The sequence below is a fragment of the Serratia oryzae genome (genome assembly GCF_001976145.1).
In the GTDB taxonomy this organism is placed as follows: Bacteria; Pseudomonadota; Gammaproteobacteria; order Enterobacterales; family Enterobacteriaceae; genus Chania; species Chania oryzae.
Genome location: NZ_MOXD01000011.1, coordinates 92,280 through 117,040 on the forward strand (window position 1 = coordinate 92,280; position 24,761 = coordinate 117,040).

Below are 24,761 nucleotides of genomic sequence, written 5' to 3' on the forward strand. Positions count from 1 at the left end.
GGATGATTCGCTTTGAACAGGTCAGTAAAGCTTATCTGGGCGGACGGCAGGCGCTGCAGGGGGTTGATTTCCATCTGCGCCCGGCGGAGATGGCGTTTCTGACCGGCCATTCCGGGGCAGGGAAAAGTACCCTGCTGAAACTGATTTGTGGTATCGAACGGCCAAGCGCGGGGCATATCTGGTTCAGCGGGCACGATATCAGCCGCTTGAAGAGCCGCGAGGTGCCTTTCTTGCGCCGCCAGATCGGCATGATCTTTCAGGATCACCATCTGTTGCTGGATCGCACGGTGTACGACAATGTGGCCATGCCGCTGGTGATCGCCGGGGCCAGTAGCGAAGATATTCGCCGCCGCGTGTCGGCCGCGCTGGACAAGGTCGGGCTGCTGGATAAAGCGAAGAACTTCCCGATCCAGCTTTCTGGCGGTGAGCAGCAGCGCGTCGGCATCGCCCGCGCGGTGGTGAACAAGCCTGCGGTTCTGCTGGCGGATGAGCCAACCGGTAACCTGGATGATGCGCTGTCGGAAGGTATTCTGCGCCTGTTTGAAGAATTTAACCGCGTAGGGGTGACGGTGCTGATGGCCACCCACGATACCGGGCTGATTGCGCGCCGCAACTACCGTATCCTGACGCTGAGCCAGGGCCGCATGGCCGGAGGAGCGCATCATGGCGAATAACGAGAAAACGGCCAAGAGCAAGGCACTGCGCGGCGGCTGGCGTGAACAGTGGCGCTACGCCTGGATGAACGCTATCGCGGATATGCTGCGCCAACCGCTGGCCACGCTGCTGACGGTGATGGTGATCGCTATCTCCCTGACGCTGCCCAGCGTCTGTTATATCGTGTGGAAAAACGTCAGCACCGCGGCCACCCAGTGGTACCCGACGCCGCAGTTGACGGTCTACCTGGATAAATCCCTCGACGACGACGCGGCGGTGAAAGTGCTGGACGCCATCAAGGCGGAAGCGGGCGTGGAAAAGGTGAACTACCTGTCGCGTGAGGAAGCGCGCGGTGAGTTCCGCAACTGGTCTGGTTTTGGCGGCGCGCTGGATATGCTGGAAGAGAATCCGCTGCCAGCGGTGGCGATAATCACGCCGAAGATGAGTTTTCAGAGCTCCGATACGCTCAACACCCTGCGCGATCGCGTGGCGGCGATTCACGGCGTGGACGACGTGCGGATGGACGACAGCTGGTTTGCCCGCCTGGCGGCGCTGACCGGGCTGGTGGGCCAGGTGGCTTTGATGATCGGCATCTTGATGATTGTGGCGGTATTCCTGGTGATTGGTAACAGCGTACGCCTAAGTATCTTCAGCCGTCGCGATACCATCAACGTGATGAAGCTGATCGGTGCCACCGATGGCTTTATTCTGCGCCCGTTCCTCAACGGCGGCGCCATGCTTGGCTTCTTTGGCGCATTATTCTCGCTGATCCTCTCCGGTGTGCTGGTATGGACGCTGGAATCGGTGGTGACCAGCGTGGCAAAAGTGTTCGGCACCACCTTTACCCTGCACGGTCTGGGGTGGGACGAAGCCCTGCTGTTATTGCTGATTGCCGCGATGATTGGCTGGGTTGCCGCCTGGTTGGCCACAGTGCAACATTTACGCCGATTTACACCACAATAAAGGTTTTTTTGGTATACTCTTCTCCTGCTGCGTCTTACCTGGTTGCGGGGGAAGAGGGCGCCTATCCCACCTCTTTTCATGACCGCACAAATTCCCTATGATTCTGAGCATCCGTCACGTATTGTCGTGAGCGCGGCGAACGAAAAAATGTGGAACTTATAGGGTAGAACAGGGTCGTAAATGGCAGCAAATGTTAAGGTGCCCGGCGTGTGGAAACGCTTTTGCAACAGCAATAGCCATAAGATCAATAACTCCCCGCCGTAAAATCATCTGCATGATCTGTTTTATCAAGAGAGGGTTTTGAATGACCAAAGAAATGCAAACTTTAGCCTTAGTCCCACAGGGCAGCTTGGAAGCCTACCTGCGGGCAGCCAACGCCTATCCGATGCTGACGGCAGAGGAAGAGCGGGAATTGGCTGAACGGCTGCATTACCAGGGCGATCTGGAAGCAGCCAAGCTGCTCATCCTGTCTCACCTGCGCTTTGTCGCTCATATTGCCCGTAACTATTCAGGGTACGGGTTGCCACAGGCAGACCTGATCCAGGAAGGGAATATCGGCCTGATGAAAGCGGTGCGCCGCTTCAATCCAGAAGTGGGTGTGCGCCTGGTTTCTTTTGCCGTGCACTGGATCAAGGCAGAAATTCACGAATACGTGCTGCGCAACTGGCGTATCGTCAAAGTGGCGACCACCAAGGCACAGCGCAAACTGTTCTTTAACCTGCGTAAAACCAAGCAGCGTCTGGGCTGGTTCAATCAGGACGAAGTGGAGCTGGTCGCTCGCGAACTGGGTGTGACCAGTAAAGACGTGCGTGAAATGGAATCCCGCATGGCCGCACAGGACATGACCTTTGACCCAACGCCGGAAGATGAAGGGCGTGATGGTCAGGCAATGGCTCCGGTGCTGTATCTGCAGGACAAAAGCTCTGACTTTGCCGAAGGCATCGAGGAAGATAACTGGGAAAGCAGCGCCGCAGACAAACTGGCCTATGCGCTGGAAGGCCTGGACGAGCGCAGCCAGCATATCATCCGCGCCCGCTGGCTGGACGATGACAACAAATCCACCTTGCAGGAACTGGCCGATCAATACGGTGTTTCTGCTGAACGTGTGCGCCAGCTTGAAAAGAACGCCATGAAGAAGCTGAAGATGGCGATCGAAGCGTAATTCTGCTCAATGCATTGAAAAAGCCCGGCTGGTGTTAACCTCCGGGCTTTTCTATTGTTGGGCGTTTATTTAGCGATGCCAGCAAATTCCGGTGCCGGGCAATTATAGCCAAAATGGCTTGACCAGCCGTATGGAGTGCCTGTTTTGACGTAGCGCTGATAGAGCGCCCGCCCGGTTTTGGCATCGCGTGCGATAACCCAACTTGCAGCGTTGCACAGCACGGCGGCGTAGGCATGGCTTTTTGGCGGCAAGAGATCGGCGGCTTTCTGCGCCAGAGCCACCGCCTGCCAGCGATAGTGCAGGAAGCGGTTATCTGCCTCTGGCAGAGATTTGGCAGCCCGCACCGCTTCAGCGGCACTGATCCAGCTCTTGTGCTTCAACTCGCTGGTATTAAAGGCATCTCCCAGGTAGGAATAACCTGCGCCGTAAATGGCGTAGTCTGGCGTCATTTCGTAACCGCTGAACTCCAGCCCCTGTGAGCGCAGCAAGGCCGCGGCCTGATAGTAGGCTTCGGCGCGCGTGGTTTTATCGCTGGCTTTATCCTGTGCCACTTTCAAGCGGGCGGCAAATTCCTGCGCGGCTTGGCCATAGTTAGGAATGGCGAAGTAATTGAGCGCTTCCTGATAACGCCCGGCGCGCATCATCCGCCGCGCCAACAGTTCGCGCAGATGGATTTCTGGCGTGAGTACCTGGCCGTTGTACTCATCCGGCTTGACCGGTTTCAGCGGCGTGGTGGGCGCAGGGGCATGTTTATCGACAAAGCCTTTCAACTCATCAATGGTCAGCACCCGCTCGGCGATATCGGCGACGTCTGCCCAGTAATTTTCTTTACCGCGGTACATCAGTTCCATCGCTTGCAGGTAATCGCCGCGGTTCAGCGCCAAAATGGCTTGCTCACCGGCTACCCGGCATTCGGGAATGATCATTTCATTAGCGAAATCTTCACCATACTGCGGCCCCCAGCTTTCGTCAGAGGGGAAGGCTGCGGCCGCTTTGGCATAGGCGGCGGTGGCGGCCTTCAGGTTGCCGTCACGCAGCGCCATCTTGGCGCGCAACCACCAGGCCAAACCGCTGTCTCCGGCGTTTTTCAGCAGGCTGGCGGCCATCGGGTACTGCCCAGAACGATAAGCGAGTGCCGCCAGCCGATCGCTGCCTGCAAAGCCGCTTTGCACCGACTCATTCAGCAGCGCCAGGATTGGTGTAATTATCTGCTTGGTATTGTCGTATGGCTGCAGGTTACCGCTGCGGGCGAACAGTTCGATGGTCACCAGTTGCTGAATCAGCGGATCGTGAATCACCTGTTTTAAGCTATCCAGATGAGCTGGGTTAATCAGATAGCTGGAGACATATTGCAACGATAAGCCGCCATCACTGTCCCCCTGTGCCGCCTGCTGGGCATACAGCTGCACCGCAGGGGCAATCTCGCCCTGCCACAGGTGAATGCGCGCCTGCTGGCCCAGGCTGCTTAACGCCAGTTGATCGGGATCGGCCACACCGTTTTTCACTTGATCGATCACCTGCTGGAAAGCCGCGCTAGCCTTAGCAAGCTGTGCTTTTTCTGGATGTTGCACTGCCGGTGCGGTTGAACCGTCGGCGTTTTCCGGCGTGCCGCGATCATTCATCCACAGTCGCCCGAGCGAGTATTGTGCCCGTAATCCCCAGTCGCCCCGATCGGCCGCCGGCAGCGCCAGCACTTGCTGGAAGTAATCCGCCGCACGGGGATCTTCCGCCGCAAAAGCTACCGCGCCCAGGGTGTACAGGCGTGCCGCGTTGGAGAGCGCTTGTGCGTCAACGGCATCCGCTTGTTCAACGGTTTTGCTGGCGCGCATCTGGTTGATCGCCACCTCCTGAGGGGACTGCGGCATCGGTTTTGCCGGTGTCTCCGGAGCCGCAGCCTTCCACAGCGGCAATTGCTTATCTACTGCGACCAGGCGGCGGGCTTCGAACGCAAAGTTACCTTCTGGCATATACAACAGAGTACCGTCGCGATTGAGCAACAAGCGGTTGGGGAAATCCGGCCCGCAGGCCTGGCTGCTCAATGGAATAAGCAACGCGGCGGCAATCAGGGGGACGAGCGGGAGAGTGCGGTTACGCATGCCCGCTAAGCGCAAATCATGGGACGACATAAGTGCCTCCTGGCGTGATCTGTTGGCAGCGCAGCCAGCCCAACGGGCGTGATTGCCCTGCGCGTAGCTGATCGCCGCTGATGCGGATAAAACGTGCTTGTTCTGCTGTGGTTTCCAACCGGTAATGGCCCACCGCGTCGGCAGCCAGACAGCGGCTGGCGTTAATGCCGATCTCGCGTGGGAGCGGGGCATCCACCGGTCCGTTATTCTGAATCAGCAGATCATACAGCCCATTTGGCTGCGGCAGAAATTTTACCTGCCAATCGGCCGTGAGCGGCTGATGATCGATCACCGCCCGCAGTGTGGCGAGTGACCAGGCGCGGCGATCGCTTTCCAGCGGCAGGCGAAACCAGATAATGCCGTGCAGGCGTGGCAAATTGAGCGTGGCAAGCTGGCGCAGAAAGTCGGCCACCTGCTGTGGTGCCACGCTGAGCTCCTGCGTGCTGCCCGCTACGCGCACAGAAGCCTCGCTTTCCACCTGGGCGCCCTGGGCATCAAAACTCACCAGGCCCATACCGTAAGCAGGCAATGCCACGCGAAAGGGATTAGGGCTGAGGTGGGCATATTGGCTCGCCCAGCGTAATGCCAACCGGCCATCGAACAAGCCTTGCTGCGGTGATAACACCGCATGCACTTGCAGCACTGAGCTGTCGGCCTGTTGCAACACGCCGGGTAACGCCGGTGAGCCGATCCAGGCAGGCAGAGCGGTGATACCCAGTTGCAACGAGGCGGGGAGTTGCTGGCGCAGTTGCTGCAGAAAATGCTGATACTCCGGCAGGCGGGCGGTGGCGGCATCGTGATCGATCTCCACCCCGATGACCGGCAACCCGGCCGCCTGCCAGCGTTGCAACAGTTGCAACAGGCGCTGGCGGATTGCCGGTTCATCCAACTGTTTCAGTTGCCCATCCAGGCGCACCACCAGCCACAGCGGGCGGCCATCCTGCTTCAGCAGTGGCGTATTGACCTGGATCTCGCGGTAGCCCTCACGCGGGTGCACCTGCAGGCCCAGAATGCGTAGGGTGGAAAACAGGTCACGGCTGGCGGCCAACGCGTTGGCGTGTTGTGGCGTCCAGACCCGCTGCCAGAGATATACCTGCTGATCCCAGGCAGTATGCAAGCGCAATGCCTGATAGCGGCCAGCCAGCACTGCGGTCAGCGCCAGCAACAATACGGCGGCGGCGGCCCAAGGTTTCATTTCTGCCAGAGATCGTCCAGGGCGGAAAAGCCGCAGGCGCGCATAAAGTTCTCTACTTCGCCGCGCTCACGCGGGGGTAATCCGGCGGTAGAGAGCTGCCAGCGCAACGCCTGCGGCAGTTGGCGCTGGGCATCCTGTACCAGATACAGCCCGACGCCGCGGCGGCGTGTCACTTCGCGCACCATCAGATCGTGCAGTTGCGCGGTATCACCCTGCAGCTCAATTTTGACCGCCCCCAGCAGCCGCTCATTAAACCGTGCTGCGAACAGCGCCTTGCTGCCTTGCAGCCAGGCCTGCCACTGTGTCAATGACTGGTGTGGCCAGATTTTGCCAAGGTCAATCAGGTCTTGTGCGGATAACGTGGTCAATCGCTCAATGGTTAGTTTCATGCAAAATATCCACTAGGATGAAGAGTCTGGACAGTGTAATAGATCTTGTTCAGAGCGTTGTGTAAGTTTTTCTGTACGACGACTGCGCAAAATGTTTTTTGCATCCGGCATTTTCCGAGTAAAAAATTAGTTACTGGCTTGTTAACTAGCACAATGCGCTGCGCCATGTCCGATCTAGCGTAGAATTAATCCGGATTTTATTCTGTTTACACCGCTTGTTTCTGAGCATAAGAGTTGATTTGCAGAAGAAAATTCCTGTTTAATGGCATGAAAAGTAAAGTCTTATTAGAAAATGTTGTCGAAAATACACCTAAATCATTATTACTTATAGATAAAAGCCGTATACCCGGCGTATTTCAAACGGCTCGCGCGTTTGCTGCCTGGCTGCAGTTTCAAGCCATAAAGGGTATACAGTGAATAGGTGCGGCAAACACCACGGGCAAACTCACAACGATAGACGGGGATTATGCGGATGAAATTAACAAAGGGTAAAGCGCTGCTGGCTGGCTGTATCGCTATGGCTATGGGCCATGTGGCGATGGCGAAAGATATCAAAGTGGCGATCGTGGGGGCAATGTCAGGCCCAGTGGCGCAGTACGGTGATATGGAGTTCACCGGTGCGCGCCAGGCGATCGCTGATATCAACGCCAAAGGCGGCATCAACGGGGATAAACTGGTAGGCGTGGAATATGATGACGCCTGCGACCCGAAACAGGCCGTTGCGGTGGCCAACAAAGTGATCAACGACGGTATCCGTTACGTGATCGGCCATCTGTGCTCCTCTTCTACCCAGCCAGCGTCAGATATCTATGAAGACGAAGGGGTGATCATGATTACCCCGGCGGCCACCAACGCCGATCTGACCACTCGTGGTTATAAAATGATCATGCGTACCACCGGCCTGGATTCCGATCAGGGTCCGACCGCGGCGAAATACATCCTCAATGATATCAAACCGAAGCGCATTGCCGTGGTGCACGATAAACAGCAGTACGGTGAAGGCTTGGCACGTTCGGTACGTGACAGCCTGAAACAGCAGGGCACTGACGTGGTGATGTTCGAAGGTATCACCGCAGGTGACAAAGATTTCTCCACCCTGGTGGCGCGCCTGAAGAAAGAGAACGTCGATTTCGTTTACTTTGGCGGCTACTACCCGGAAATGGGGCAGATCCTGCGCCAGGCCAAGCAGGCCGGCCTGACTACCCGTTTTATGGGGCCGGAAGGCGTGGGTAACTCTTCGCTCTCTAACATCGCCGGTGCCGCGTCTGAAGGCATGCTGGTGACTTTGCCGAAACGCTACGATCAGGTTCCTGCCAACCAACCGATTGTTGATGCGCTGAAGGCCAAAAAGCTGGATCCAACCGGGCCGTTCGTCTGGACCACCTACGCCGCGCTGCAATCGCTGGTTGCCGGCATGGAGCGCAGCGGCAGCCAGGAGCCTGCGGATATCGTCAAAGATCTGAAAGCGGGCAAACCGGTGGAAACCGTGATGGGGCCACTGAGCTGGGATGAGAAGGGCGACCTGAAAGGTTTCGAATTTGGCGTGTTCGAATGGCATGCTGATGGTTCATCGACGCCAATTAAATAAGCCATAATAATATTCAGTAATGCCAATGCTTAAGGTGGCGCCCCCTCTTCCTGCGGGAGAGGGCCGGGGTGAGGGGCAATGGCTTAGTTGATTCCTCCTCATCCTGACCCTCTCTCTAGCGGGAGAGGGTCAACCTTGACTTAAGTATCTATAAACCCGGTATTACCGGTGCCTGCAACGTTAGCAGGCCGTTGGGCCGATATTTTCCGGCCACGACAACACCTTAGAAGGCCAGAGTATGTCAGAGCAGTTTCTCTATTTCCTGCAGCAGATGTTCAACGGCGTCACGTTGGGCAGCACCTATGCATTGATTGCCATCGGTTACACCATGGTCTACGGCATTATCGGCATGATCAACTTCGCTCATGGCGAAGTGTATATGATCGGCAGTTATGTCTCATTTATCGTGATCGCCGCCCTGATGATGATGGGGATCGACGTCGGTTGGCTGTTGATCGGCAGCGCCTTCCTGGTGTCGATCGTGATCGCCAGCGCTTATGGCTGGAGCATTGAGCGCGTGGCCTATAAGCCGGTGCGCAGCTCCAAGCGCCTGATCGCGTTGATCTCCGCCATCGGGATGTCGATCTTCCTGCAAAACTACGTCAGCCTGACGCAGGGCTCGCGCGATGTGGCGTTACCGAGCCTGGTCACCGGCCAGTGGGTGCTCGGCGAAAGCAATGGCTTTGCCGCCACCATCAGTACCATGCAGATCACGATCTGGGTGGTGACTTTCCTCGCCATGCTGGCGCTGACCCTGTTCATCCGCTATTCGCGCATGGGCCGTGCCTGCCGCGCCTGTGCTGAAGATTTAAAGATGGCCAGCCTGCTGGGCATCAACACCGATCGGGTGATTTCGCTGACGTTCGTCATCGGTGCCATTATGGCGGCGGTCGCTGGCGTGCTGCTCGGCCAGTTCTATGGCGTGATTAACCCGTACATCGGCTTTATGGCCGGGATGAAAGCCTTCACCGCCGCCGTGCTGGGCGGGATCGGCAGTATTCCGGGTGCGATGATCGGTGGGCTGGTGCTGGGCGTGGCCGAAGCGCTGACCTCGGCTTATTTGAGCACTGAATACAAAGATGTGGTGTCTTTCGCACTGCTGATCGTGGTGTTGCTGGTGATGCCGACTGGCATCCTCGGGCGTCCGGAGGTGGAGAAAGTATGAAACTCGATCTGCTTAACGCCATCATTGCCACGGTGGTGCTGTTTGTCATGGCGTCCTTCCTGATGGGGATGCAACTGAGCCTTGATGGCACCAAACTGGTGGTGCACGGCGCTGCCGAAGTGCGCTGGATGTGGATTGGCATCGGCTGCGTGGTGGTGTTCTTCTTCCAACTGTTGCGCCCGCTGATGCAGCAGGGGCTGAAAAAAGTCTCCGGCCCGTCGTTCGTGTTGCCCAGTTTTGATGGCACCACCATGCGCCAGAAACTGCTGGCGGCGGCGATCATCATCGCTGCGGTGATCTGGCCGTTCCTGGTTTCACGCGGCACGGTGGATATTGCTACCCTGACGCTGATCTACGTGATGCTCGGCCTGGGCCTGAACGTGGTGGTCGGCCTTTCCGGCCTGCTGGTGCTGGGTTACGGCGGTTTTTATGCCATCGGCGCTTATACCTACGCGCTGCTGAACCACTATTATGGCCTGGGATTCTGGGAGAGCCTGCCGCTGGCGGGGATTGTCACGGCGGCCTTCGGTTTTATTCTCGGCTTTCCGGTATTGCGCCTGCGCGGCGACTATCTGGCGATCGTCACGCTCGGTTTTGGTGAGATCGTGCGTATCCTGCTGTTGAACAACACCGAAATCACCGGCGGCCCGAACGGTATCAGCCAGATCCCGAAACCGACCTTCTTCGGCTTGGAATTCAACCGCAGCGCACGCGATGGTGGCTGGGATACGTTCCACAATTTCTTTGGTCTGCAGTACGATCCCGGCGATCGCATCGTGTTCCTGTATCTGGTGGCGCTGCTGCTGGTGATCCTGACGCTGTTCGTGATTAACCGCTTGCTGCGCATGCCGCTCGGGCGGGCCTGGGAAGCGCTGCGTGAAGATGAGATCGCCTGCCGGTCATTGGGCCTCAGCCCGACCAAAATCAAGCTGACCGCCTTCACCATCAGCGCCGCGTTTGCCGGTTTTGCTGGAACGCTGTTTGCCGCGCGCCAAGGCTTTGTCAGCCCGGAATCGTTCACCTTTGTCGAGTCGGCCTTTGTGCTGGCGATCGTGGTGTTGGGTGGAATGGGCTCGCAGTTTGCGGTGATCCTGGCGGCGATCCTGCTGGTGGTTTCCCGTGAATTAATGCGTGACTTGAATGAATACAGCATGTTGCTGCTGGGCGCACTGATGGTATTGATGATGATTTGGCGGCCACAAGGCTTGTTGCCGATGAAGCGGCCACAGCTGAAGCTGAAAGCGGCAGAGATCAAGGCAGTGAAGGGGGAGCAGGCATGAGTACTCAACCTTTACTGGCAGTCGACGGGCTGTCGATGCGTTTTGGCGGCCTGCTGGCGGTCAACAACGTCGCCTTGGCGCTGCATGAGGGTGAGATCGTTTCGTTGATCGGCCCGAACGGTGCGGGAAAAACCACGGTGTTCAACTGCCTGACCGGTTTCTATCGCCCCACCAGCGGCACCATCAAACTGCGCGAGCGCCATCTGGAAGGGCTGCCAGGCCAGACGATCGCGCGTATGGGCGTGGTGCGCACCTTCCAGCACGTGCGGCTATTCCGCGAAATGACGGTGGTGGAAAACCTGCTGGTGGCTCAGCATCAGCACTTGAAGAGCGGCGTGTTTGCCGGTTTGCTGAAAACCCCGGCGTTCCGCCGCGCCGAAGCCGATGCGCTGGAACGGGCAACGGTATGGCTTGAGCGCGTCGGCCTGCTGGAAATGGCCAACCGTTCGGCGGGTAACCTGGCCTATGGCCAGCAGCGGCGGCTGGAAATTGCCCGCTGCATGGTGACGCGCCCGGAACTGCTGATGCTGGATGAACCGGCAGCAGGCTTGAACCCGAAAGAAACCGACGAGCTGGATCACCTGATTATGGAACTGCGCAATCAGCATAAGGTTTCGGTGTTGCTGATTGAGCACGATATGAAACTGGTGATGGGGATTTCCGATCGCATCTATGTGGTCAATCAGGGAACCCCGCTGGCGCAGGGCACTCCGGCAGAAATCCGCAATAACCCGGACGTGATCCGGGCCTATCTGGGCGAATAAGCATATGTTGTCATTTAATCAGGTTTCCGCCCATTACGGCAAAATCCAGGCGCTGCATCAGGTCAGCCTGAATATTCAGCAGGGTGAGATCGTCACCCTGATCGGTGCCAACGGTGCCGGTAAAACTACGCTGCTTGGTACACTCTGTGGTGAACCGCGTGCCAGCGAAGGCACCATCCAACTGCTGGATCAGGACATTACCCAGTGGCAGACCGCGCGCATTATGCGTGAGGCGGTGGCGATCGTGCCGGAAGGGCGGCGGGTGTTCTCGCGCATGACGGTGGAAGAGAATCTGGCGATGGGCGGTTTTTTTGCGAGCCGTGAGCAGTACCAGCAGCGTATTGAGCGGGTATTCAACCTGTTCCCACGCCTGCTGGAGCGCCGCAACCAGCGTTCCGGCACCATGTCCGGCGGTGAACAGCAGATGCTGGCGATTGGCCGGGCGTTGATGAGCCAGCCGAAACTGCTGCTGCTCGACGAGCCTTCGCTCGGGTTGGCACCGATCATCATCCAGCAGATTTTCGACATCATCCAACAACTGCGCGAAGAGGGCATGACCATTTTCCTGGTGGAGCAAAATGCCAATCAGGCGTTAAAGCTGGCGGATCGTGGTTATGTGCTGGAAAACGGCCGCGTGGTGTTAGAAGATACGGGAGCTGCATTGTTAGCAAACGAAGCGGTCAGATCGGCGTATCTGGGCGGTTAATGCGCCAAACACAGGTTGAACTTCACACAGGGTGGCCAACAGATTGCGATGACGCCCCCTCTCCCTGCGGGAGTGGGCCGGGGTGAGGGGCTTTGGCAACAGCTTATCCCTCTCATGCTAACCCTTTCCCCGCAGGAGAGGGAAAGGGCAGCCTTGATTTAAGCGTTATCAAACAACAGATTGCGCTCATATTTTTAACGATTACGAGAATAACCAATGAAGACAGAAGGATTACTCGCGCAGCGCATGCTGAAGGTAAAGAGCTCGGCAATCCGTGAATTGCTCAAGCACAGTAAAATGGAAAATGTCATTTCGCTGGCGGGTGGCATTCCCTCTGATGCGCTGTTCGATTTCGAAGGATTGAGCATTGCCACACAGCAGGCGATTACCGAGCAGGCAAAAAGTGCTTTTCAGTATGGTTTGACCGAAGGGAGTTACCTGCTGCGTGAACGCATCTGCGCCCTGTGTAGCGAACGTGGCGTCATCGCCAAACCGGAAGATGTGCTGGTTACCGCCGGTTCCCAGCAGGCGCTGGATCTGGTGATGCGTGCGGTGGTTAACCCCGGCGATGTGTTTGTGGTGGAGCGCCCGACCTACCTGGCCGCGCTGCAGACGCTGGAACTGGCGGAAGCCAACGTCATGTCGGTCTCTTCCGACAGCGATGGCATGGTGGTTGATGAACTGGCGGAATTGCTGAAGACCCAGAAAATCAAAGGGGTATACGTGGTACCGAACTTCGGTAACCCGACCGGCCTGACGCTGAGCACCGCACGCCGTGAACAACTGGTGAAGCTGGCTGCCGAGCATAACTTCCTGATTATGGAAGACGATCCGTACGGCGAACTGCGTTTCACCGAAGAGCGCAATGCCACGCTGTATCAGGTTTCCCAGCAGATTTTGGGCCATACCGATAACGTTATCTACACCTCAACGTTCTCCAAGATCCTGGCTCCAGGCCTGCGCCTAGGCTGGGCGATCCTGCCGCCGTTCCTGCTGCACAAGATCGCCATCATCAAGCAGGCGGCCGATCTGCATGCCAGTTCGCTGTCGCAGAGTATCGCCGAATGCTATCTGGGCCTGAACCGTTTACCGGCACAGATCGAGAAGATCCGCGCTGCCTATAAGCAGAAATGCGACATTCTGGCCGGATTGGTGGAAAAAGAGCTGGGCGATGTGATCAGCTTTGATATGCCAAAAGGCGGCATGTTCCTGTGGGCGCGCTTCCGCCAGCCGTTCAACGCCACCGAATGGTTGAAAACTACCCTGAATGAAGGTGTGGTATTTGTGCCAGGGGAGTATTTCTTCTCTGATAAGCCAGATCACTCCACGTTCCGCCTGTCGTTTGCTACCGCGACCGAACAGCAAATGCAGGAAGCGGTCGCCCGCCTGCGCCGCGCCTTATAATCCCTTTACGGCGGCGTGGAGCCTCCATGCCGCCGCCATCTGTGCTTCACCTTTCCGTCACGCTGCTGTAATCCAATCGTTATTTTTCTGTCATTCCTGCATGGCATGTTAGCTCCCGAACAAAATGAGACGTTTCAGACTGCTGACAAAGCCCGTTATTAGGGAGAGCGCCCCTCGGTGCGCTAGGCCCGAGTATCTCGGGTTCAAAACCTACTTTGTCATCAACCTCGGTTTATACCCGTTTTTCTCAGGAGTTAGGCATGCTGACCCAAACAATTAAAATAACGACGCTGTGCGTGGCGTTAACTCTGGCGATCGGCGCTCAGGCTGCGACCGACATCCCGTTTTGGCACTCAATGGAAGGTGAGTTGGGTAAAGAGGTGGATTCTTTGGTGAGCCGCTTCAACCAGGCCCACAGCGACGTACGAATTGTTCCGGTTTTTAAAGGCAACTACGAACAGAGCCTGGCGGCGGGCATTGCCGCTTACCGTTCAGGCAAAGCACCGGCGATCCTGCAGGTTTACGAAGTTGGCACTGCCACCATGATGGCCAGCAAGGCCGTGAAGCCGGTTTACCAGATCTTTCAGGAAAGCGGCGTGCCGTTTGATGAGTCGGTTTTTGTCCCGACCGTGGCCGGTTACTACAGCGACAATAACAGCGGGCACCTGATTTCCCAACCGTTCAACAGCTCTACCCCGGTGCTGTATTACAACAAAGACGCCTTCAAAAAAGCCGGCCTCAACCCGGATCAACCGCCAAAAACCTGGCAGGAACTGGCGGCCGATAGCGCCAAGCTGCGCCAGGCCGGCATGAAGTGCGGCTACACCAGCGGCTGGCTGGGGTGGATCCAACTGGAGAACTTCAGCGCCTGGCACGCAGTGCCGTTTGCCAGCGAAAACAACGGCTTTGGCGGCACTAACGCCAAGCTGGAGTTTAACCAGCCGCTGCAGGTCAAGCATGTCCAATTGCTGCAGGACATGAGTAAGAAAGGCGACTTTACCTACTACGGGCGTAAAGACGAACCCACCGAGAAGTTCTACAGCGGCGACTGCGCCATTATCACCGCCTCTTCCGGCGCGATGGCCACCGTCCGGAAATATGCCAAATTCGACTTCGGCGTCGGCATGATGCCTTACGACGCCGAGGCGAAAGATGCCCCACAGAACGCCATTATCGGCGGGGCCAGCCTATGGGTGATGAACGGTAAAGATGCCGCCACCTACAAAGGCGTGGCGCAGTTCCTACAGTTTCTGGCGCAGCCGGAGATTGCCGCCGAATGGCACCAGAAAACCGGTTATTTGCCGATCACTACCGCCGCTTTTGAGCTGACCAAACAGCAGGGCTTTTACGACAAGTTCCCAGGGGCCGATATCCCAACCCGCCAGATGCTGAACAAGCCGCCGTTACCTTTCACCAAAGGCCTGCGCCTGGGCAATATGCCGCAGATCCGTACCCTGGTGGATGAAGAGTTCGAAAGCGTCTGGGCGGGCAAGAAAACCCCGCAGCAGGCGATGGATGCCGCCGTTGAACGTGGGGATGCACTGTTGCGCCGCTTCGCGTCCTCAACTCAGTAAGCGTCAGTTTGGCCGTGTTCCGCCAAGCGGCATCGATTTACTCCCTCTCCCAGTGAGAGAGGGCCGAGGTGAGGGGCTGATGCAGTCTCTCATCCACATAAACGGTTAACCTCAATGTCATCACATCGTCCCGGTTTCGGCCCTAGCTGGCTGCCCTATGCTCTGGTGCTGCCTCAACTGCTGATCACCGTTATTTTCTTCCTGTGGCCCGCCGGTCAGGCTCTGTGGTATTCGGTACAGAGTGTCGATCCCTTTGGCCTCTCCAGCCAGTTTGTCGGCCTGGATAACTTTAGCCAACTGTTCCAGGATCCCTATTATCTGGAGTCGTTCTATACCACGCTGGTGTTCAGCTCCTTGGTGGCCGGGGTCGGCCTGCTGGTGTCGTTGCTGTTTGCGGCGCTGGTGGATTATGTGTTGCGTGCCAGCCGCGTCTACCAAACGCTGATGATCCTGCCCTATGCGGTAGCGCCCGCCGTGGCGGCGGTGCTGTGGATCTTCCTGTTCAGCCCCGGCATGGGGTTGATCACCCGCTTTCTCGCCGGTTTCGGCTACGAATGGAATCATGCGCAAAACAGCGGCCAGGCGATGTTCCTGGTGGTGCTGGCGTCTGTATGGCAGCAGATCAGCTATAACTTTCTGTTTTTCCTGGCGGCATTGCAGTCAATCCCACGCTCGCTGGTGGAAGCGGCGGCGATCGACGGCGCAGGCCCGGTGCGGCGCTTCTTCAATCTGGTGCTGCCGCTGATCGCTCCGGTCAGCTTCTTCCTGCTGGTGGTGAACCTGGTGTACGCCTTTTTCAATACCTTCCCGGTGATCGACGCCGCCACCGGCGGCGGCCCGGGGCAATCCACCACCACGCTGATCTACAAGGTTTACCGTGAAGGCTTTGCTGGCCTGGATCTGTCCAGCTCTGCGGCGCAGTCGGTGATCCTGATGCTGTTGGTGATTGGCCTGACGGTGATTCAGTTCCGCTTTGTTGAACGTAAGGTGCGTTATCAATGATTGAGAATCGACGCGGGCTGGACATTTTCAGCCATACGATGCTGATTATCGGCGTGCTGGTGGTGCTGTTCCCGCTGTATGTGGCGTTCGTTGCCGCCACGCTGGACGATCGGCAGGTGTTTGAGGTGCCAATGCAGCTTATCCCAGGGGATCATCTGTGGAGCAACCTGAGCCATATCTGGCAGAGCGGCGTGGGTTCCCTCAAGGTGCCGTTTTCACAGTTGTTGCTCAACAGCGCGATCGTGGCGCTGGCGATCACCGCCGGTAAAATGGTGGTTTCGGTGCTTTCTGCCTATGCCATTGTCTATTTCCGTTTCCCGCTGCGCAGCCTGTTTTTCTGGCTGATCTTCATGACGTTGATGCTGCCGGTGGAGGTGCGTATTTTCCCGACGGTGGAGGTGATCTCCAACCTCAATCTGCTGGACAGCTACACCGGCCTCACGCTGCCGCTGATGGCCTCGGCAACCGCCACCTTCCTGCTGCGCCAGTTCTTTATGACCTTGCCGGATGAGCTGCTGGAAGCGGCACGCATCGACGGCGCCGGGCCCATGCGTTTCTTCTGGGACATCGTGCTGCCGCTGTCGAAAACCAATCTGGCAGCGCTGTTTGTCATCACCTTTATCTACGGCTGGAACCAGTATCTGTGGCCGCTGCTGATCACCAGTGATGCCTCGATGGGCACCGCCGTGGCGGGGATCCGAAGCATGATTTCCACCTCCGGTGCGCCAACCCAGTGGAACCAGGTGATGGCGGCAATGATATTGACCTTAATTCCACCCTTGGCGGTGGTTCTTCTGATGCAGCGCTGGTTTGTGCGCGGTCTTGTAGACAGTGAGAAATAAATGGCAGGTTTAAAACTACAGGCGGTCACCAAGTCTTACGACGGCAAAACAGCGGTGATTAAGCCTTTCGATCTCGACGTAGCGGACGGTGAGTTTATCGTGCTGGTTGGCCCTTCCGGTTGCGGCAAATCGACGCTGCTGCGTATGGTGGCTGGCCTGGAACGCACCACCAGCGGCGATATTTATATCGACACCCAGCGGGTTACCGAGCTGGAGCCGAAAGATCGCGGTATCGCGATGGTGTTCCAGAACTATGCGCTGTACCCGCATATGAGCGTGTACGACAACATGGCCTACGGCCTGAAAATCCGTGGATTTGGCAAACAGCAGATTCGCCAGCGCGTGGAGGAAGCGGCGCGCATTCTGGAACTGGAGCCGTTGCTGCAGCGCAAACCGCGTGAGCTTTCCGGCGGGCAGCGGCAGCGGGTGGCGATGGGCCGAGCGATTGTGCGCGAACCGGCGGTATTCCTGTTTGATGAGCCGCTGTCTAACCTGGATGCCAAACTGCGCGTGCAGATGCGTCTGGAACTGCAGCAACTGCACCGCCGCCTGAAAACCACCAGCCTGTACGTGACGCACGATCAGGTGGAGGCGATGACGCTGGCGCAGCGGGTGATCGTGATGAACAAAGGCGTAGCGGAGCAGATCGGCACGCCGAGCCAGGTTTATCAGCGCCCGGCTTCGCTGTTTGTCGCCAGCTTTATCGGTTCCCCGGCAATGAACCTGCTGCCCGGCGTATTGAATGCCGATGGCAGCCAACTGCAACTGGCCAGCGGTATGGCGCTGCGCTTGCCTGAGGCGCAGCCGCGCTGGGGTGGGCGTGAATTGACGCTGGGTATTCGCCCGGAGCATCTGCAACTGACCACGCGTGAGCAGGGCGGTATTCCACTGGAGCTGCAAACGCTGGAGCTGCTCGGCGCAGATAATCTGGCGCATGGCCAATGGGGCGGTACGAGCGTGATCGCACGCCTGAGCCACGAAACCTTGCCGCCAGCGGGCAGCAGGTTATATTTACAACTGCCTACACAGGCACTGCACTTTTTTGATACCCATAGCGGATTAAGGATGGAATGATGACCACGGCCTGGCCTTACCCTCATATTGCTGCTCATCGCGGCGGTGGTTCTTTGGCACCGGAAAATACCCTGGCGGCGATCGATGTTGGCGCGCGCTACGGTCACAAGATGATCGAGTTTGACGCCAAGTTGGCGCAGGACGGGCAGATCTTCCTGCTTCATGACGACACGCTCGATCGCACCAGCAACGGTTGGGGCGTGGCGGGCGATCTGCCGTGGGAGAAGTTGGAGCAGTTAGACGCCGGTAACTGGTACAGCGCGGCATTTAAAGACGAGCGTCTGCCGCTGCTGGCTGAAGTGGCCGAGCGCTGCAAGCGACATGGGCTGATGGCCAATATTGAAATCAAACCGACTCTGGGCGTTGAGGAAGAAACCGGTCGCGAGGTAGCCTTGGCGGCACGTCTGCTATGGCAGGGGCAAACTGACCCGCTGCTGTCTTCATTTTCCGTTGAAGCGCTGGCGGCGGCGCAGCATGCGGTGCCGGAACTGCCACGCGGCCTGCTGCTGGATGAGTGGGATGACAATTGGCGTGAACTGACCCGCAGGCTGGAATGCGTTTCGATACATCTCAACCATAATGTTCTGACCGCCGAGCGGATAAACATGCTGAAGGCGGCTGGGCTGCGTATTCTGGTGTACACCGTCAACAGCCCTGAGCGCGCGCGCTTATTGTTGAACTGGGGCGTGGACTGCATTTGTACCGATCGGATAGATTTAATCGGACCTAACTTTTAAACCCTCGAAGAACAAATCTGCGTCAGCAGATTTCAGACTGATGAAAAAGTCCGTTATTAGGGGAAGCGTGCCGAAGGGGGCGTAGCGGCGCAAGCCCCGACAAATTTGCCGGGAGCAAATTTGAACGACGTTAAGTCGGCCCGTAGGGTGGGACACAAGGATGTGTCCCATCATAGCCCCTCGGTGCGCTAGACCCGGGTATCTCGGGTTTAGAAGCCATTTTGTTATCAACCTCAATCTGCGTAAGCAGATTTGAACGCTGCTGGCAGCGGTCTCGAAGAGGCGAGTTCCAAGGATGGGCCGAGTCACCAAGCAACTCGAATTATTTTGGGTATAGCCACTGCCTAGGATTATTCTTTTTCCCTATTACTATTGACCGCTCTAAGAATATGCTACTATACCCGTCATACTTCAGGTTGCATGAGCGTTGGCTTTATTCGCTCCCCCAGTCACATTATTAATGTAAGCTCTCGGGGATTCGCTGCGTCACCACCTTCTTTGCAACTCGAATTATTTAGGCTATATAGCCCAAGTGGTTTTCATTATGCAAAGTAAAGGCTCAGGTGTTGTGATATATCGTAAAGATTTTATGTTGGCTTTATTTTTGGTCGGTATTTTATTGAGCCTAATATTTCCATCTTCAATGCATGCGGCAGTGCAATTTGATAATACGCGTATTTTTTTTTCCGCTAAAGAGCGTGAAGTTAGCATAAGATTGATAAACAAGGGAAATGAGTCAGCATTGATGCAGGCTTGGGTTGATAAGGGTAATCCCGATATACAACCAGATAATGCTGATGCACCGTTTCTCGTTATGCCTCCGATATTTCGTTTAGATCCTAAAGAAGCACAAAGCGTACGTATAATATTTGCAGGGGAAAAATTACCTCAGGATCGGGAATCACTCTACTGGCTTAACTTTCTTGAGATCCCAGCTATTCCAAAAGAGAATGGCGTTGATTTTATTCAGTTTGCATTGCGTTCTCGGTTTAAGTTGTTTTATCGGCCGGTAGGTCTGCCTGGCAATCCATCTGAAGCGATTACACAGGTAAGATGGCGCATCATTGAACAAGATGCAGGTCGCTATGCGCTCAAAGGTGAAAATCCCACGCCATACCATATTACCTATCGATGGCTAAAACTATCCTATGGCGGTAAAGATTATGATATTGATGTGGGAATGATTAATCCTTTCGCACAGCGGGAGTACACGCTAGGTGAAATTTCTGCTGAGGAAAAAAATGGAAGAATTCGCTATCGTGGGGTGGGTGACTACGGTATTTTGCCAGAGCAACAGGCTGTTGTGAAAAAGGTATCGGTGAATAGTACCAGTCCTTGAAGTATGAAGGGTTATAGTTATCTTTAATTGTTTTTGAGGGTTGTAATGCGAAAGATAGGGTGGCAATTTCTATTGCTATGTTCGGTGTTAGCCATAGTCAAGCCAACTTTAGCTGCCTGCTCATTTACGGGTGGTGGGGCTGGTAATGCGATAATAGATTTACCCTCAACACCAATTTCGATTCCAGATGATACAGCGAATGGTACGGTGTTATGGAGCACAGGGTGGAAATGGTTTACAACAGGCCAGATAAATTGTACCACCAATGGTAAAGTTATGGGGATACTTTCCAGTGAAATCAGTACGCCCTCTCCTATTCCTCGAGTTCGTGCGACCAATGTACCAGGCATTGGTGTTGCTATCTTCTGGTGTAATAAAAACGTCACGTCATGTCCCACAGATCCTTGGGGAAGCGGCGCTGTTGGTGGCGGGGTAAGTAGCGGGTGGTCTGAGCTATCAGCACTGGACTGGCAATTTACGGCAGGCAAATATGATCCTTTTACTCAGGTTTGGGTCTACCTGATCAAAACGGGCAAAATTGAACCTGGTGTACTTTCAATCGCCGGGTCAAGTCTGGCTCAATACGATGGATTGGCCACCAGTAGAATCACTTTTGCTGGCACAACGAATGTTTCCAGCCGTTCTTGCGTGCAAACTAGCCCCTCTGCCATCAGGCTTGAACTGCCTACGATAGCAAAAAATGAATTTGGCAAAACGGGAACGCCACTGCTTGCAGGTAAGGAGCGCGCTTTTGATATTACGCTGGCATGCGATCCTTCACTTAATGTGAAGTTGAGTATTGCTTCGAACGGCAGTCCAGTGCAAAACGTACTTGCCAATAGTATCGGTGGAAATATGGCAACTGGTGTAGGTATTCAACTTTTTCAAGGCGGAGTGGGTAGCCAAACTGTGGTGCCGCTAGATGTCAAAAGAGATATAACGACCACGGCGTCTTCCGGTAATAACCAGCCTGTGACTATCCCGCTTACTGCCCGCTATTATAAGTTCGGGGATATTGTTCCTGGTCAGATCCGGGTTTCTACCACCTATACGCTCACTTACGAATAAGAGCCTATCCCAATATACCCTTCATACTTCAAGTTGCATGTGCGTTGGCTTTGTTACTCGGCCCAGTCGTGGGCCTCGCCCCTTCGGGGCCGCTGCCAGCAGCGTTCAAATCTGCTCCTGGCAGATGTGTCGCTCCTACCCTGCAACTCGAATTATTTTGGGTATAAAGTCTATGAATGAGTAAGACTTTAATCGATTAAGAGCACTTTGTGTGCTCGTAATAACTTGCACGTTGAGAAAAGTAAAAAAGACAATACTCTGTTATCGTGGTGCTATGGGTGTATCTTGGTCACAATAGATTATTGTGGTATCTGCTCTTACAAAAACATAACCCGAGGCATTTTGTCTATAAATCTCTAGTTGCAAGCCGCTATTTTCAAGTAGGTAAAAGTCGGGGAGTAACGCCCTGATAAATGCCGTGTATTTTGTGTTGTAGGGATCTTTAGAAACCAATAGGTAACTGTTTCCTGAACGAGTGTAGTTAAAATCAAAAATGCGATTTACCTTGGCAACTTTGTTGCCGTTCTCTATCAGATTAAATGAACCTTTGACTTGGCCTTTACCATTGTTAAACATAAAAGATATTATGCCGGAAATCGTCTTGTCATCTAACTTTGTTTCAAAATTACTTTCACAAGAGAAATGCTCCATTGGGTAGTTTCGATAATAATCAATGGCGATGTTAGCCACGGCGACGAATGCAACGAAGATCAGTAACCATTTTGCTAATTTTACTTTAGTCATAGTTTACCTCTCTTAATAAATTATAAGAGTGGCATCTTACACCGGGTGTGAGTATGTCTTTATCGCATATCAACATAGAGACCTGCGGTTTAGCTCGTGGCATGGTTAAGTAAACCTTACTCTGTGCTGCGCAAGGTATAGGATAATTTTTGACAAAAGAAAGGTATCGTTCTTCTGAATTATCCATTTCCGGTTTGAAGATCGCGCAGCCGTTTATCTCGGTAAACTGCGAGTAATGATTAAAATATCCCATATGTGACTGATGTTGATGATTCTCCAAGATGAAAAGCGTAACTAGCCCTAGAGCCAACGTGACAAGAATGCCCAGAAATAGGTTTGACGTGAGCCACTTTTGTATTCCCGTGCTTTGAGCGATCTCTGCGGTAGGGGAGACGGTGGCCAATGTGGCGGAAGGCAGGCTTAAGTCAACGTTATCATTTTCTATTTCTTGCACGCTGACCGTATCCGCAATAACAATGCCTTGTTTTGAGATTGTCTTCACAATGCCATCCAGATCCAAACTTTTCAGTGCCTTACGCAGTAATGAAATATTTTGATACAGCGTGTTGGCACTAACATAAGCCCCCTGTTTCCCCCAGACAGATTCAAATAGCACCTTCTGACTTATCACACTGTAACGGTTGGCGAGTAAAATTTCAAAACATCGGCTGGTGGGAGCATTTAATTGCACAATGTCTTGTGGGCTTGTCATAAGATGCCGCCTTAGGTAGTGCAACTCGGGATTGAAGATAACGCTGTTATCAATAAGGTAAACTTTGCTCATCGCTACCCCGATCATGTGCAGTTTTTTATAGATGACTCGATTAACCAGTCATGCTTCACGTTACTTTGAGATTGAGTGTATTGCTTGGCTCGAAAGGGCCTCACTATTGCAGGCTAACGCAAGTGCTACATAAAAAGCGCTGTGAGCGCTTTGTATGTTGTTGCTGTCGGCAAGCAATTCGCATGATTTTGGCTTTAGTCAGTGTAACTATATCTTAAATTGCCAGATTAAGAAAATTCCATAACGGAATTTTTTTCTTAATTAAGAAAAACAACATCGATTATGCTATTGATTTTAAATGTTTTTATTTTTTCATCCGCTGGGATCTAAAAAAGCCTTATTCAGAGTGAAATTGATTACGAATTAACCGCCCACTTCCCTATCATTCACTTCGCCAACCCGTTATCCGGCAAACTGGAAGTCGCAGCCTCGCTCAGTAGGCGTATTGAATGTACTGGCTTCACTTGTCGAAACACGGGGATTTCTAAAACGTAATGATGATTTTTGAATGAAAACGCGAGGGCTTGGGTGAACAACAACCACTTTACTGTTAGTACCACTTGGTATCCTGAGAATATCATGGTGTTTGATAAGAACTTACTCTCGAGAAGAGCCATTATAGCTACCTTGAGAGAGGCTTATCCGACAAGTAGGATGAGTAAGAGTAATCGGTTGAGTGAGATATTGGTGTCGGTTACCGATGAGGCTTTGTTACAGCAGCCTACTCTATTGGTGATCGATTTTTCTGGCGACATAGAAGCTCCATTATTCTTCTTTAATCATTTTAGGGGATGGTTTGCTGAGAATCCTGACTCTCAGTTAAAGGTATTGCTATATACCTCAGTGGAGGATTGTTTCTTTATTTCAGCAATGGCGAGCTTTATCTCCGGTGGAATACTCTTGAAGTCAGAATCGCTGCTCTCCATGCCAAAAATGCTGAATACCTTCAGCCAGCCTAGCCAAGTTGTATTGAGTGATGCGGTGCGCAAGTTAGTTGGTGAATATAGTTTCCCCTTGTTGACCGATAAGGAGTTACAAGGTTACTTTGCTGAGCTCGCCGAGCATCGGTTGGTATTAAGCTCACTAAAAACGGCAAGTAAGTATAAAACTTTCTATAGCAGGCGTTATAACACAATAGATAAGTTAGGATTTAAAAATGTGAAGCAATATTATCTGTATATTTCTAAAGTAAGCGGCATGTTGTGCAGATAATCATTTTTGATTATGTCAATCTTAAGTTTCTCTGTGGTTGTTAAATAAAAGTGCATATATTAACACTTGTTTTATGTTTTAGGATTTTTCTTTGTTTTTTATCCATTCTTTAGGAATATTCTTTGGTTTTATGCGCTTTTGATAGGAATATTCTTTAAGAATAATCTATGAATATAGCTTTTTTGAGGGTATATTATGCAGCGAGCTTAGGGTAGTGGCGTATCAAATGAGCGCAGTAGAAAAGCAATAAATAAGGTAACGACGTTTATTGTTGAATGTTAACTCTGCTCGTATCACATTGTTTCCGATATACAACATAAAACTTCATAAATTTTGTAAGCCTCATTTTAGCATGGGGTGGTTTTTTGTATTCGGTAGACGCAGTTTATGACTTGGTAAATAAAAAATTTGGAGTTTTAGTATGAAAAATAGTTTCTATGTTAGCGTTATGACAGTAATGGCTTTAGGCTTGGCAACAAATGCTTCAGCGGTTGATGGCACTATTACTTTTGAAGGTGTGGTTAACGATACAACCTGTACTTTGGATACCAATAGCCAAAATATGTCAGTACTCCTGCCATCGATTACTTCAACAGATTTCACTGGGGCGAATACTGCGGCTAGTTCATCTGCCGTTAAATTCACCCTGAGTGCTACAGGTTGCGATGTTGGTGCGGTGAGCGCTTCTGTATTGTTTGCTACCGGCGGTAATGTTGATAGCACCAACGGTAACCTGAATAATAGCTTTGCGGGTGGTACTGACGCACAAATTCGTATTTACAAGGCCGATGGTACTACACCAATTAACCTGGCTAACTACGGTGAATCTGCAAGCAATAAAGGTAATATCGTGAGCGGTAACACGACTATTGATTTCTATGCCAACTATTTTAGTAAAAATGCTAAACCTACTGCAGGTGTGCTGAAAACCAGCATCCAGTACAGCATGCAGTATCTGTAATCCCTGTACCCCGGGGTCATTCCCGGGG

The 24,761-nt window shown here is 53.8% G+C and carries 23 protein-coding genes; 18 read left to right on the top strand and 5 right to left on the bottom strand.

What is annotated here, in order from left to right; translation table 11 throughout:
* The first annotated feature begins 2 nt into the window (after positions 1-2).
* The 3 genes from ftsE to rpoH all read left to right on the top strand — a co-directional run bounded on the left by ftsE (position 3) and on the right by rpoH (position 2,779).
* Positions 3-674, top strand: coding sequence for a cell division ATP-binding protein FtsE (ftsE, locus tag BMI79_RS18420; RefSeq protein ID WP_076943555.1), 672 nt, complete (start codon positions 3-5; stop codon positions 672-674).
* Entirely contained in the window at positions 664-1,617 is a 954-nt protein-coding gene (gene ftsX, locus BMI79_RS18425) for a permease-like cell division protein FtsX (protein ID WP_076943556.1), read from the top strand. The genes ftsE and ftsX overlap by 11 nt, the downstream gene beginning before the upstream one ends.
* A 304-nt stretch (positions 1,618-1,921) precedes the next feature.
* On the top strand, positions 1,922-2,779 hold the full coding sequence (gene rpoH, locus BMI79_RS18430) for an RNA polymerase sigma factor RpoH (RefSeq protein ID WP_076943557.1): 858 nt from the start codon (positions 1,922-1,924) through the stop codon (positions 2,777-2,779).
* A 65-nt stretch (positions 2,780-2,844) separates the two neighbouring features.
* Here rpoH and BMI79_RS18435 read toward each other — a convergent pair whose 3' ends face one another.
* The 3 genes from BMI79_RS18435 to panM are packed head-to-tail and all read right to left on the bottom strand — an operon-like array spanning position 2,845 to position 6,489.
* Positions 2,845-4,905 (bottom strand): hypothetical protein, encoded by a 2,061-nt coding sequence (locus BMI79_RS18435; protein WP_076943558.1) that lies wholly within the window; start codon positions 4,903-4,905, stop codon positions 2,845-2,847.
* Positions 4,892-6,100: a DUF3142 domain-containing protein gene (locus BMI79_RS18440; RefSeq protein WP_076943559.1), complete on the bottom strand. Its 1,209-nt coding sequence runs from the start codon at positions 6,098-6,100 to the stop codon at positions 4,892-4,894. Before BMI79_RS18440 ends, BMI79_RS18435 begins: the two co-directional genes overlap by 14 nt.
* Positions 6,097-6,489, bottom strand: coding sequence for an aspartate 1-decarboxylase autocleavage activator PanM (gene panM, locus BMI79_RS18445; RefSeq protein WP_076943560.1), 393 nt, complete (start codon positions 6,487-6,489; stop codon positions 6,097-6,099). Before panM ends, BMI79_RS18440 begins: the two co-directional genes overlap by 4 nt.
* A 472-nt stretch (positions 6,490-6,961) precedes the next feature.
* Here panM and BMI79_RS18450 point away from each other — a divergent pair, with 472 nt between their 5' ends.
* From BMI79_RS18450 to BMI79_RS18515, 13 genes are all read left to right on the top strand, one after another.
* Positions 6,962-8,077, top strand: a complete 1,116-nt coding sequence (locus BMI79_RS18450; RefSeq protein WP_076943561.1) for a branched-chain amino acid ABC transporter substrate-binding protein — start codon at positions 6,962-6,964, stop codon at positions 8,075-8,077.
* Between the two features lie 238 nt (positions 8,078-8,315).
* Positions 8,316-9,242 carry a high-affinity branched-chain amino acid ABC transporter permease LivH gene (gene livH / locus BMI79_RS18455; RefSeq protein WP_076943562.1) on the top strand — a complete coding sequence of 309 codons (927 nt, stop codon included), beginning with the start codon at positions 8,316-8,318 and terminating at the stop codon, positions 9,240-9,242.
* The gene (locus tag BMI79_RS18460; protein WP_076943563.1) at positions 9,239-10,522 is read left to right on the top strand and encodes a high-affinity branched-chain amino acid ABC transporter permease LivM; all 1,284 of its coding nucleotides are present in this window, start codon (positions 9,239-9,241) and stop codon (positions 10,520-10,522) included. Before livH ends, BMI79_RS18460 begins: the two co-directional genes overlap by 4 nt.
* Positions 10,519-11,286, top strand: coding sequence for a high-affinity branched-chain amino acid ABC transporter ATP-binding protein LivG (gene livG / locus BMI79_RS18465; protein WP_076943564.1), 768 nt, complete (start codon positions 10,519-10,521; stop codon positions 11,284-11,286). Before BMI79_RS18460 ends, livG begins: the two co-directional genes overlap by 4 nt.
* Positions 11,287-11,290: 4 nt before the next feature.
* Positions 11,291-11,992 carry a high-affinity branched-chain amino acid ABC transporter ATP-binding protein LivF gene (livF, locus tag BMI79_RS18470; protein WP_076943565.1) on the top strand — a complete coding sequence of 234 codons (702 nt, stop codon included), beginning with the start codon at positions 11,291-11,293 and terminating at the stop codon, positions 11,990-11,992.
* A gap of 216 nt (positions 11,993-12,208) precedes the next feature.
* Positions 12,209-13,396, top strand: coding sequence for an aminotransferase-like domain-containing protein (locus BMI79_RS18475; RefSeq protein ID WP_076943566.1), 1,188 nt, complete (start codon positions 12,209-12,211; stop codon positions 13,394-13,396).
* Between the two features lie 260 nt (positions 13,397-13,656).
* Positions 13,657-14,970, top strand: a complete 1,314-nt coding sequence (gene ugpB / locus BMI79_RS18480) for a sn-glycerol-3-phosphate ABC transporter substrate-binding protein UgpB (RefSeq protein WP_076943567.1) — start codon at positions 13,657-13,659, stop codon at positions 14,968-14,970.
* A 114-nt stretch (positions 14,971-15,084) separates the two neighbouring features.
* Positions 15,085-15,972 carry a sn-glycerol-3-phosphate ABC transporter permease UgpA gene (gene ugpA, locus BMI79_RS18485; protein ID WP_076943568.1) on the top strand — a complete coding sequence of 296 codons (888 nt, stop codon included), beginning with the start codon at positions 15,085-15,087 and terminating at the stop codon, positions 15,970-15,972.
* Positions 15,969-16,814, top strand: coding sequence for a sn-glycerol-3-phosphate ABC transporter permease UgpE (gene ugpE, locus BMI79_RS18490; protein WP_076943569.1), 846 nt, complete (start codon positions 15,969-15,971; stop codon positions 16,812-16,814). The genes ugpA and ugpE overlap by 4 nt, the downstream gene beginning before the upstream one ends.
* Positions 16,815-17,888: a sn-glycerol-3-phosphate import ATP-binding protein UgpC gene (locus tag BMI79_RS18495; protein ID WP_076943570.1), complete on the top strand. Its 1,074-nt coding sequence runs from the start codon at positions 16,815-16,817 to the stop codon at positions 17,886-17,888.
* On the top strand, positions 17,888-18,625 hold the full coding sequence (gene ugpQ / locus BMI79_RS18500) for a glycerophosphodiester phosphodiesterase (RefSeq protein ID WP_076943571.1): 738 nt from the start codon (positions 17,888-17,890) through the stop codon (positions 18,623-18,625). The genes BMI79_RS18495 and ugpQ overlap by 1 nt, the downstream gene beginning before the upstream one ends.
* A gap of 544 nt (positions 18,626-19,169) precedes the next feature.
* Entirely contained in the window at positions 19,170-19,964 is a 795-nt protein-coding gene (locus BMI79_RS18510) for a fimbrial biogenesis chaperone (protein WP_083704484.1), read from the top strand.
* A 45-nt stretch (positions 19,965-20,009) separates the two neighbouring features.
* The gene (locus tag BMI79_RS18515; RefSeq protein ID WP_083704485.1) at positions 20,010-21,032 is read left to right on the top strand and encodes a fimbrial protein; all 1,023 of its coding nucleotides are present in this window, start codon (positions 20,010-20,012) and stop codon (positions 21,030-21,032) included.
* A gap of 261 nt (positions 21,033-21,293) precedes the next feature.
* Here BMI79_RS18515 and BMI79_RS18520 read toward each other — a convergent pair whose 3' ends face one another.
* Both BMI79_RS18520 and BMI79_RS18525 read right to left on the bottom strand, forming a co-directional pair.
* On the bottom strand, positions 21,294-21,776 hold the full coding sequence (locus BMI79_RS18520) for a hypothetical protein (protein WP_076943573.1): 483 nt from the start codon (positions 21,774-21,776) through the stop codon (positions 21,294-21,296).
* Entirely contained in the window at positions 21,769-22,488 is a 720-nt protein-coding gene (locus tag BMI79_RS18525; RefSeq protein ID WP_158069130.1) for a winged helix-turn-helix domain-containing protein, read from the bottom strand. The genes BMI79_RS18520 and BMI79_RS18525 overlap by 8 nt, the downstream gene beginning before the upstream one ends.
* Before the next feature lie 759 nt (positions 22,489-23,247).
* Between BMI79_RS18525 and BMI79_RS18530 the strand changes: the two genes are divergently transcribed.
* Together BMI79_RS18530 and BMI79_RS18535 are read left to right on the top strand one after the other, a co-directional pair.
* Positions 23,248-23,772 (top strand): hypothetical protein, encoded by a 525-nt coding sequence (locus tag BMI79_RS18530; protein WP_125828850.1) that lies wholly within the window; start codon positions 23,248-23,250, stop codon positions 23,770-23,772.
* 421 nt (positions 23,773-24,193) lie between these two features.
* A complete protein-coding gene (locus BMI79_RS18535) occupies positions 24,194-24,733 on the top strand; it encodes a fimbrial protein (protein WP_076943576.1) in 540 nt (179 codons plus the stop codon).
* Positions 24,734-24,761 lie beyond the last annotated feature (28 nt).

What these genes read in the sequence shown, in the direction of transcription:
- ftsE (WP_076943555.1), top strand. Translation starts at nt 3, where the DNA reads ATGATTCGCTTTGAACAGGTCAGTAAAGCTTATCTGGGCGGACGGCAG.
- ftsX (WP_076943556.1), top strand. Translation starts at nt 664, where the DNA reads ATGGCGAATAACGAGAAAACGGCCAAGAGCAAGGCACTGCGCGGCGGC.
- rpoH (WP_076943557.1), top strand. Translation starts at nt 1,922, where the DNA reads ATGACCAAAGAAATGCAAACTTTAGCCTTAGTCCCACAGGGCAGCTTG.
- BMI79_RS18435 (WP_076943558.1), bottom strand. Translation starts at nt 4,905, where the DNA reads ATGTCGTCCCATGATTTGCGCTTAGCGGGCATGCGTAACCGCACTCTC.
- BMI79_RS18440 (WP_076943559.1), bottom strand. Translation starts at nt 6,100, where the DNA reads ATGAAACCTTGGGCCGCCGCCGCCGTATTGTTGCTGGCGCTGACCGCA.
- panM (WP_076943560.1), bottom strand. Translation starts at nt 6,489, where the DNA reads ATGAAACTAACCATTGAGCGATTGACCACGTTATCCGCACAAGACCTG.
- BMI79_RS18450 (WP_076943561.1), top strand. Translation starts at nt 6,962, where the DNA reads ATGAAATTAACAAAGGGTAAAGCGCTGCTGGCTGGCTGTATCGCTATG.
- livH (WP_076943562.1), top strand. Translation starts at nt 8,316, where the DNA reads ATGTCAGAGCAGTTTCTCTATTTCCTGCAGCAGATGTTCAACGGCGTC.
- BMI79_RS18460 (WP_076943563.1), top strand. Translation starts at nt 9,239, where the DNA reads ATGAAACTCGATCTGCTTAACGCCATCATTGCCACGGTGGTGCTGTTT.
- livG (WP_076943564.1), top strand. Translation starts at nt 10,519, where the DNA reads ATGAGTACTCAACCTTTACTGGCAGTCGACGGGCTGTCGATGCGTTTT.
- livF (WP_076943565.1), top strand. Translation starts at nt 11,291, where the DNA reads ATGTTGTCATTTAATCAGGTTTCCGCCCATTACGGCAAAATCCAGGCG.
- BMI79_RS18475 (WP_076943566.1), top strand. Translation starts at nt 12,209, where the DNA reads ATGAAGACAGAAGGATTACTCGCGCAGCGCATGCTGAAGGTAAAGAGC.
- ugpB (WP_076943567.1), top strand. Translation starts at nt 13,657, where the DNA reads ATGCTGACCCAAACAATTAAAATAACGACGCTGTGCGTGGCGTTAACT.
- ugpA (WP_076943568.1), top strand. Translation starts at nt 15,085, where the DNA reads ATGTCATCACATCGTCCCGGTTTCGGCCCTAGCTGGCTGCCCTATGCT.
- ugpE (WP_076943569.1), top strand. Translation starts at nt 15,969, where the DNA reads ATGATTGAGAATCGACGCGGGCTGGACATTTTCAGCCATACGATGCTG.
- BMI79_RS18495 (WP_076943570.1), top strand. Translation starts at nt 16,815, where the DNA reads ATGGCAGGTTTAAAACTACAGGCGGTCACCAAGTCTTACGACGGCAAA.
- ugpQ (WP_076943571.1), top strand. Translation starts at nt 17,888, where the DNA reads ATGACCACGGCCTGGCCTTACCCTCATATTGCTGCTCATCGCGGCGGT.
- BMI79_RS18510 (WP_083704484.1), top strand. Translation starts at nt 19,170, where the DNA reads ATGCAAAGTAAAGGCTCAGGTGTTGTGATATATCGTAAAGATTTTATG.
- BMI79_RS18515 (WP_083704485.1), top strand. Translation starts at nt 20,010, where the DNA reads ATGCGAAAGATAGGGTGGCAATTTCTATTGCTATGTTCGGTGTTAGCC.
- BMI79_RS18520 (WP_076943573.1), bottom strand. Translation starts at nt 21,776, where the DNA reads ATGACTAAAGTAAAATTAGCAAAATGGTTACTGATCTTCGTTGCATTC.
- BMI79_RS18525 (WP_158069130.1), bottom strand. Translation starts at nt 22,488, where the DNA reads ATGACAAGCCCACAAGACATTGTGCAATTAAATGCTCCCACCAGCCGA.
- BMI79_RS18535 (WP_076943576.1), top strand. Translation starts at nt 24,194, where the DNA reads ATGAAAAATAGTTTCTATGTTAGCGTTATGACAGTAATGGCTTTAGGC.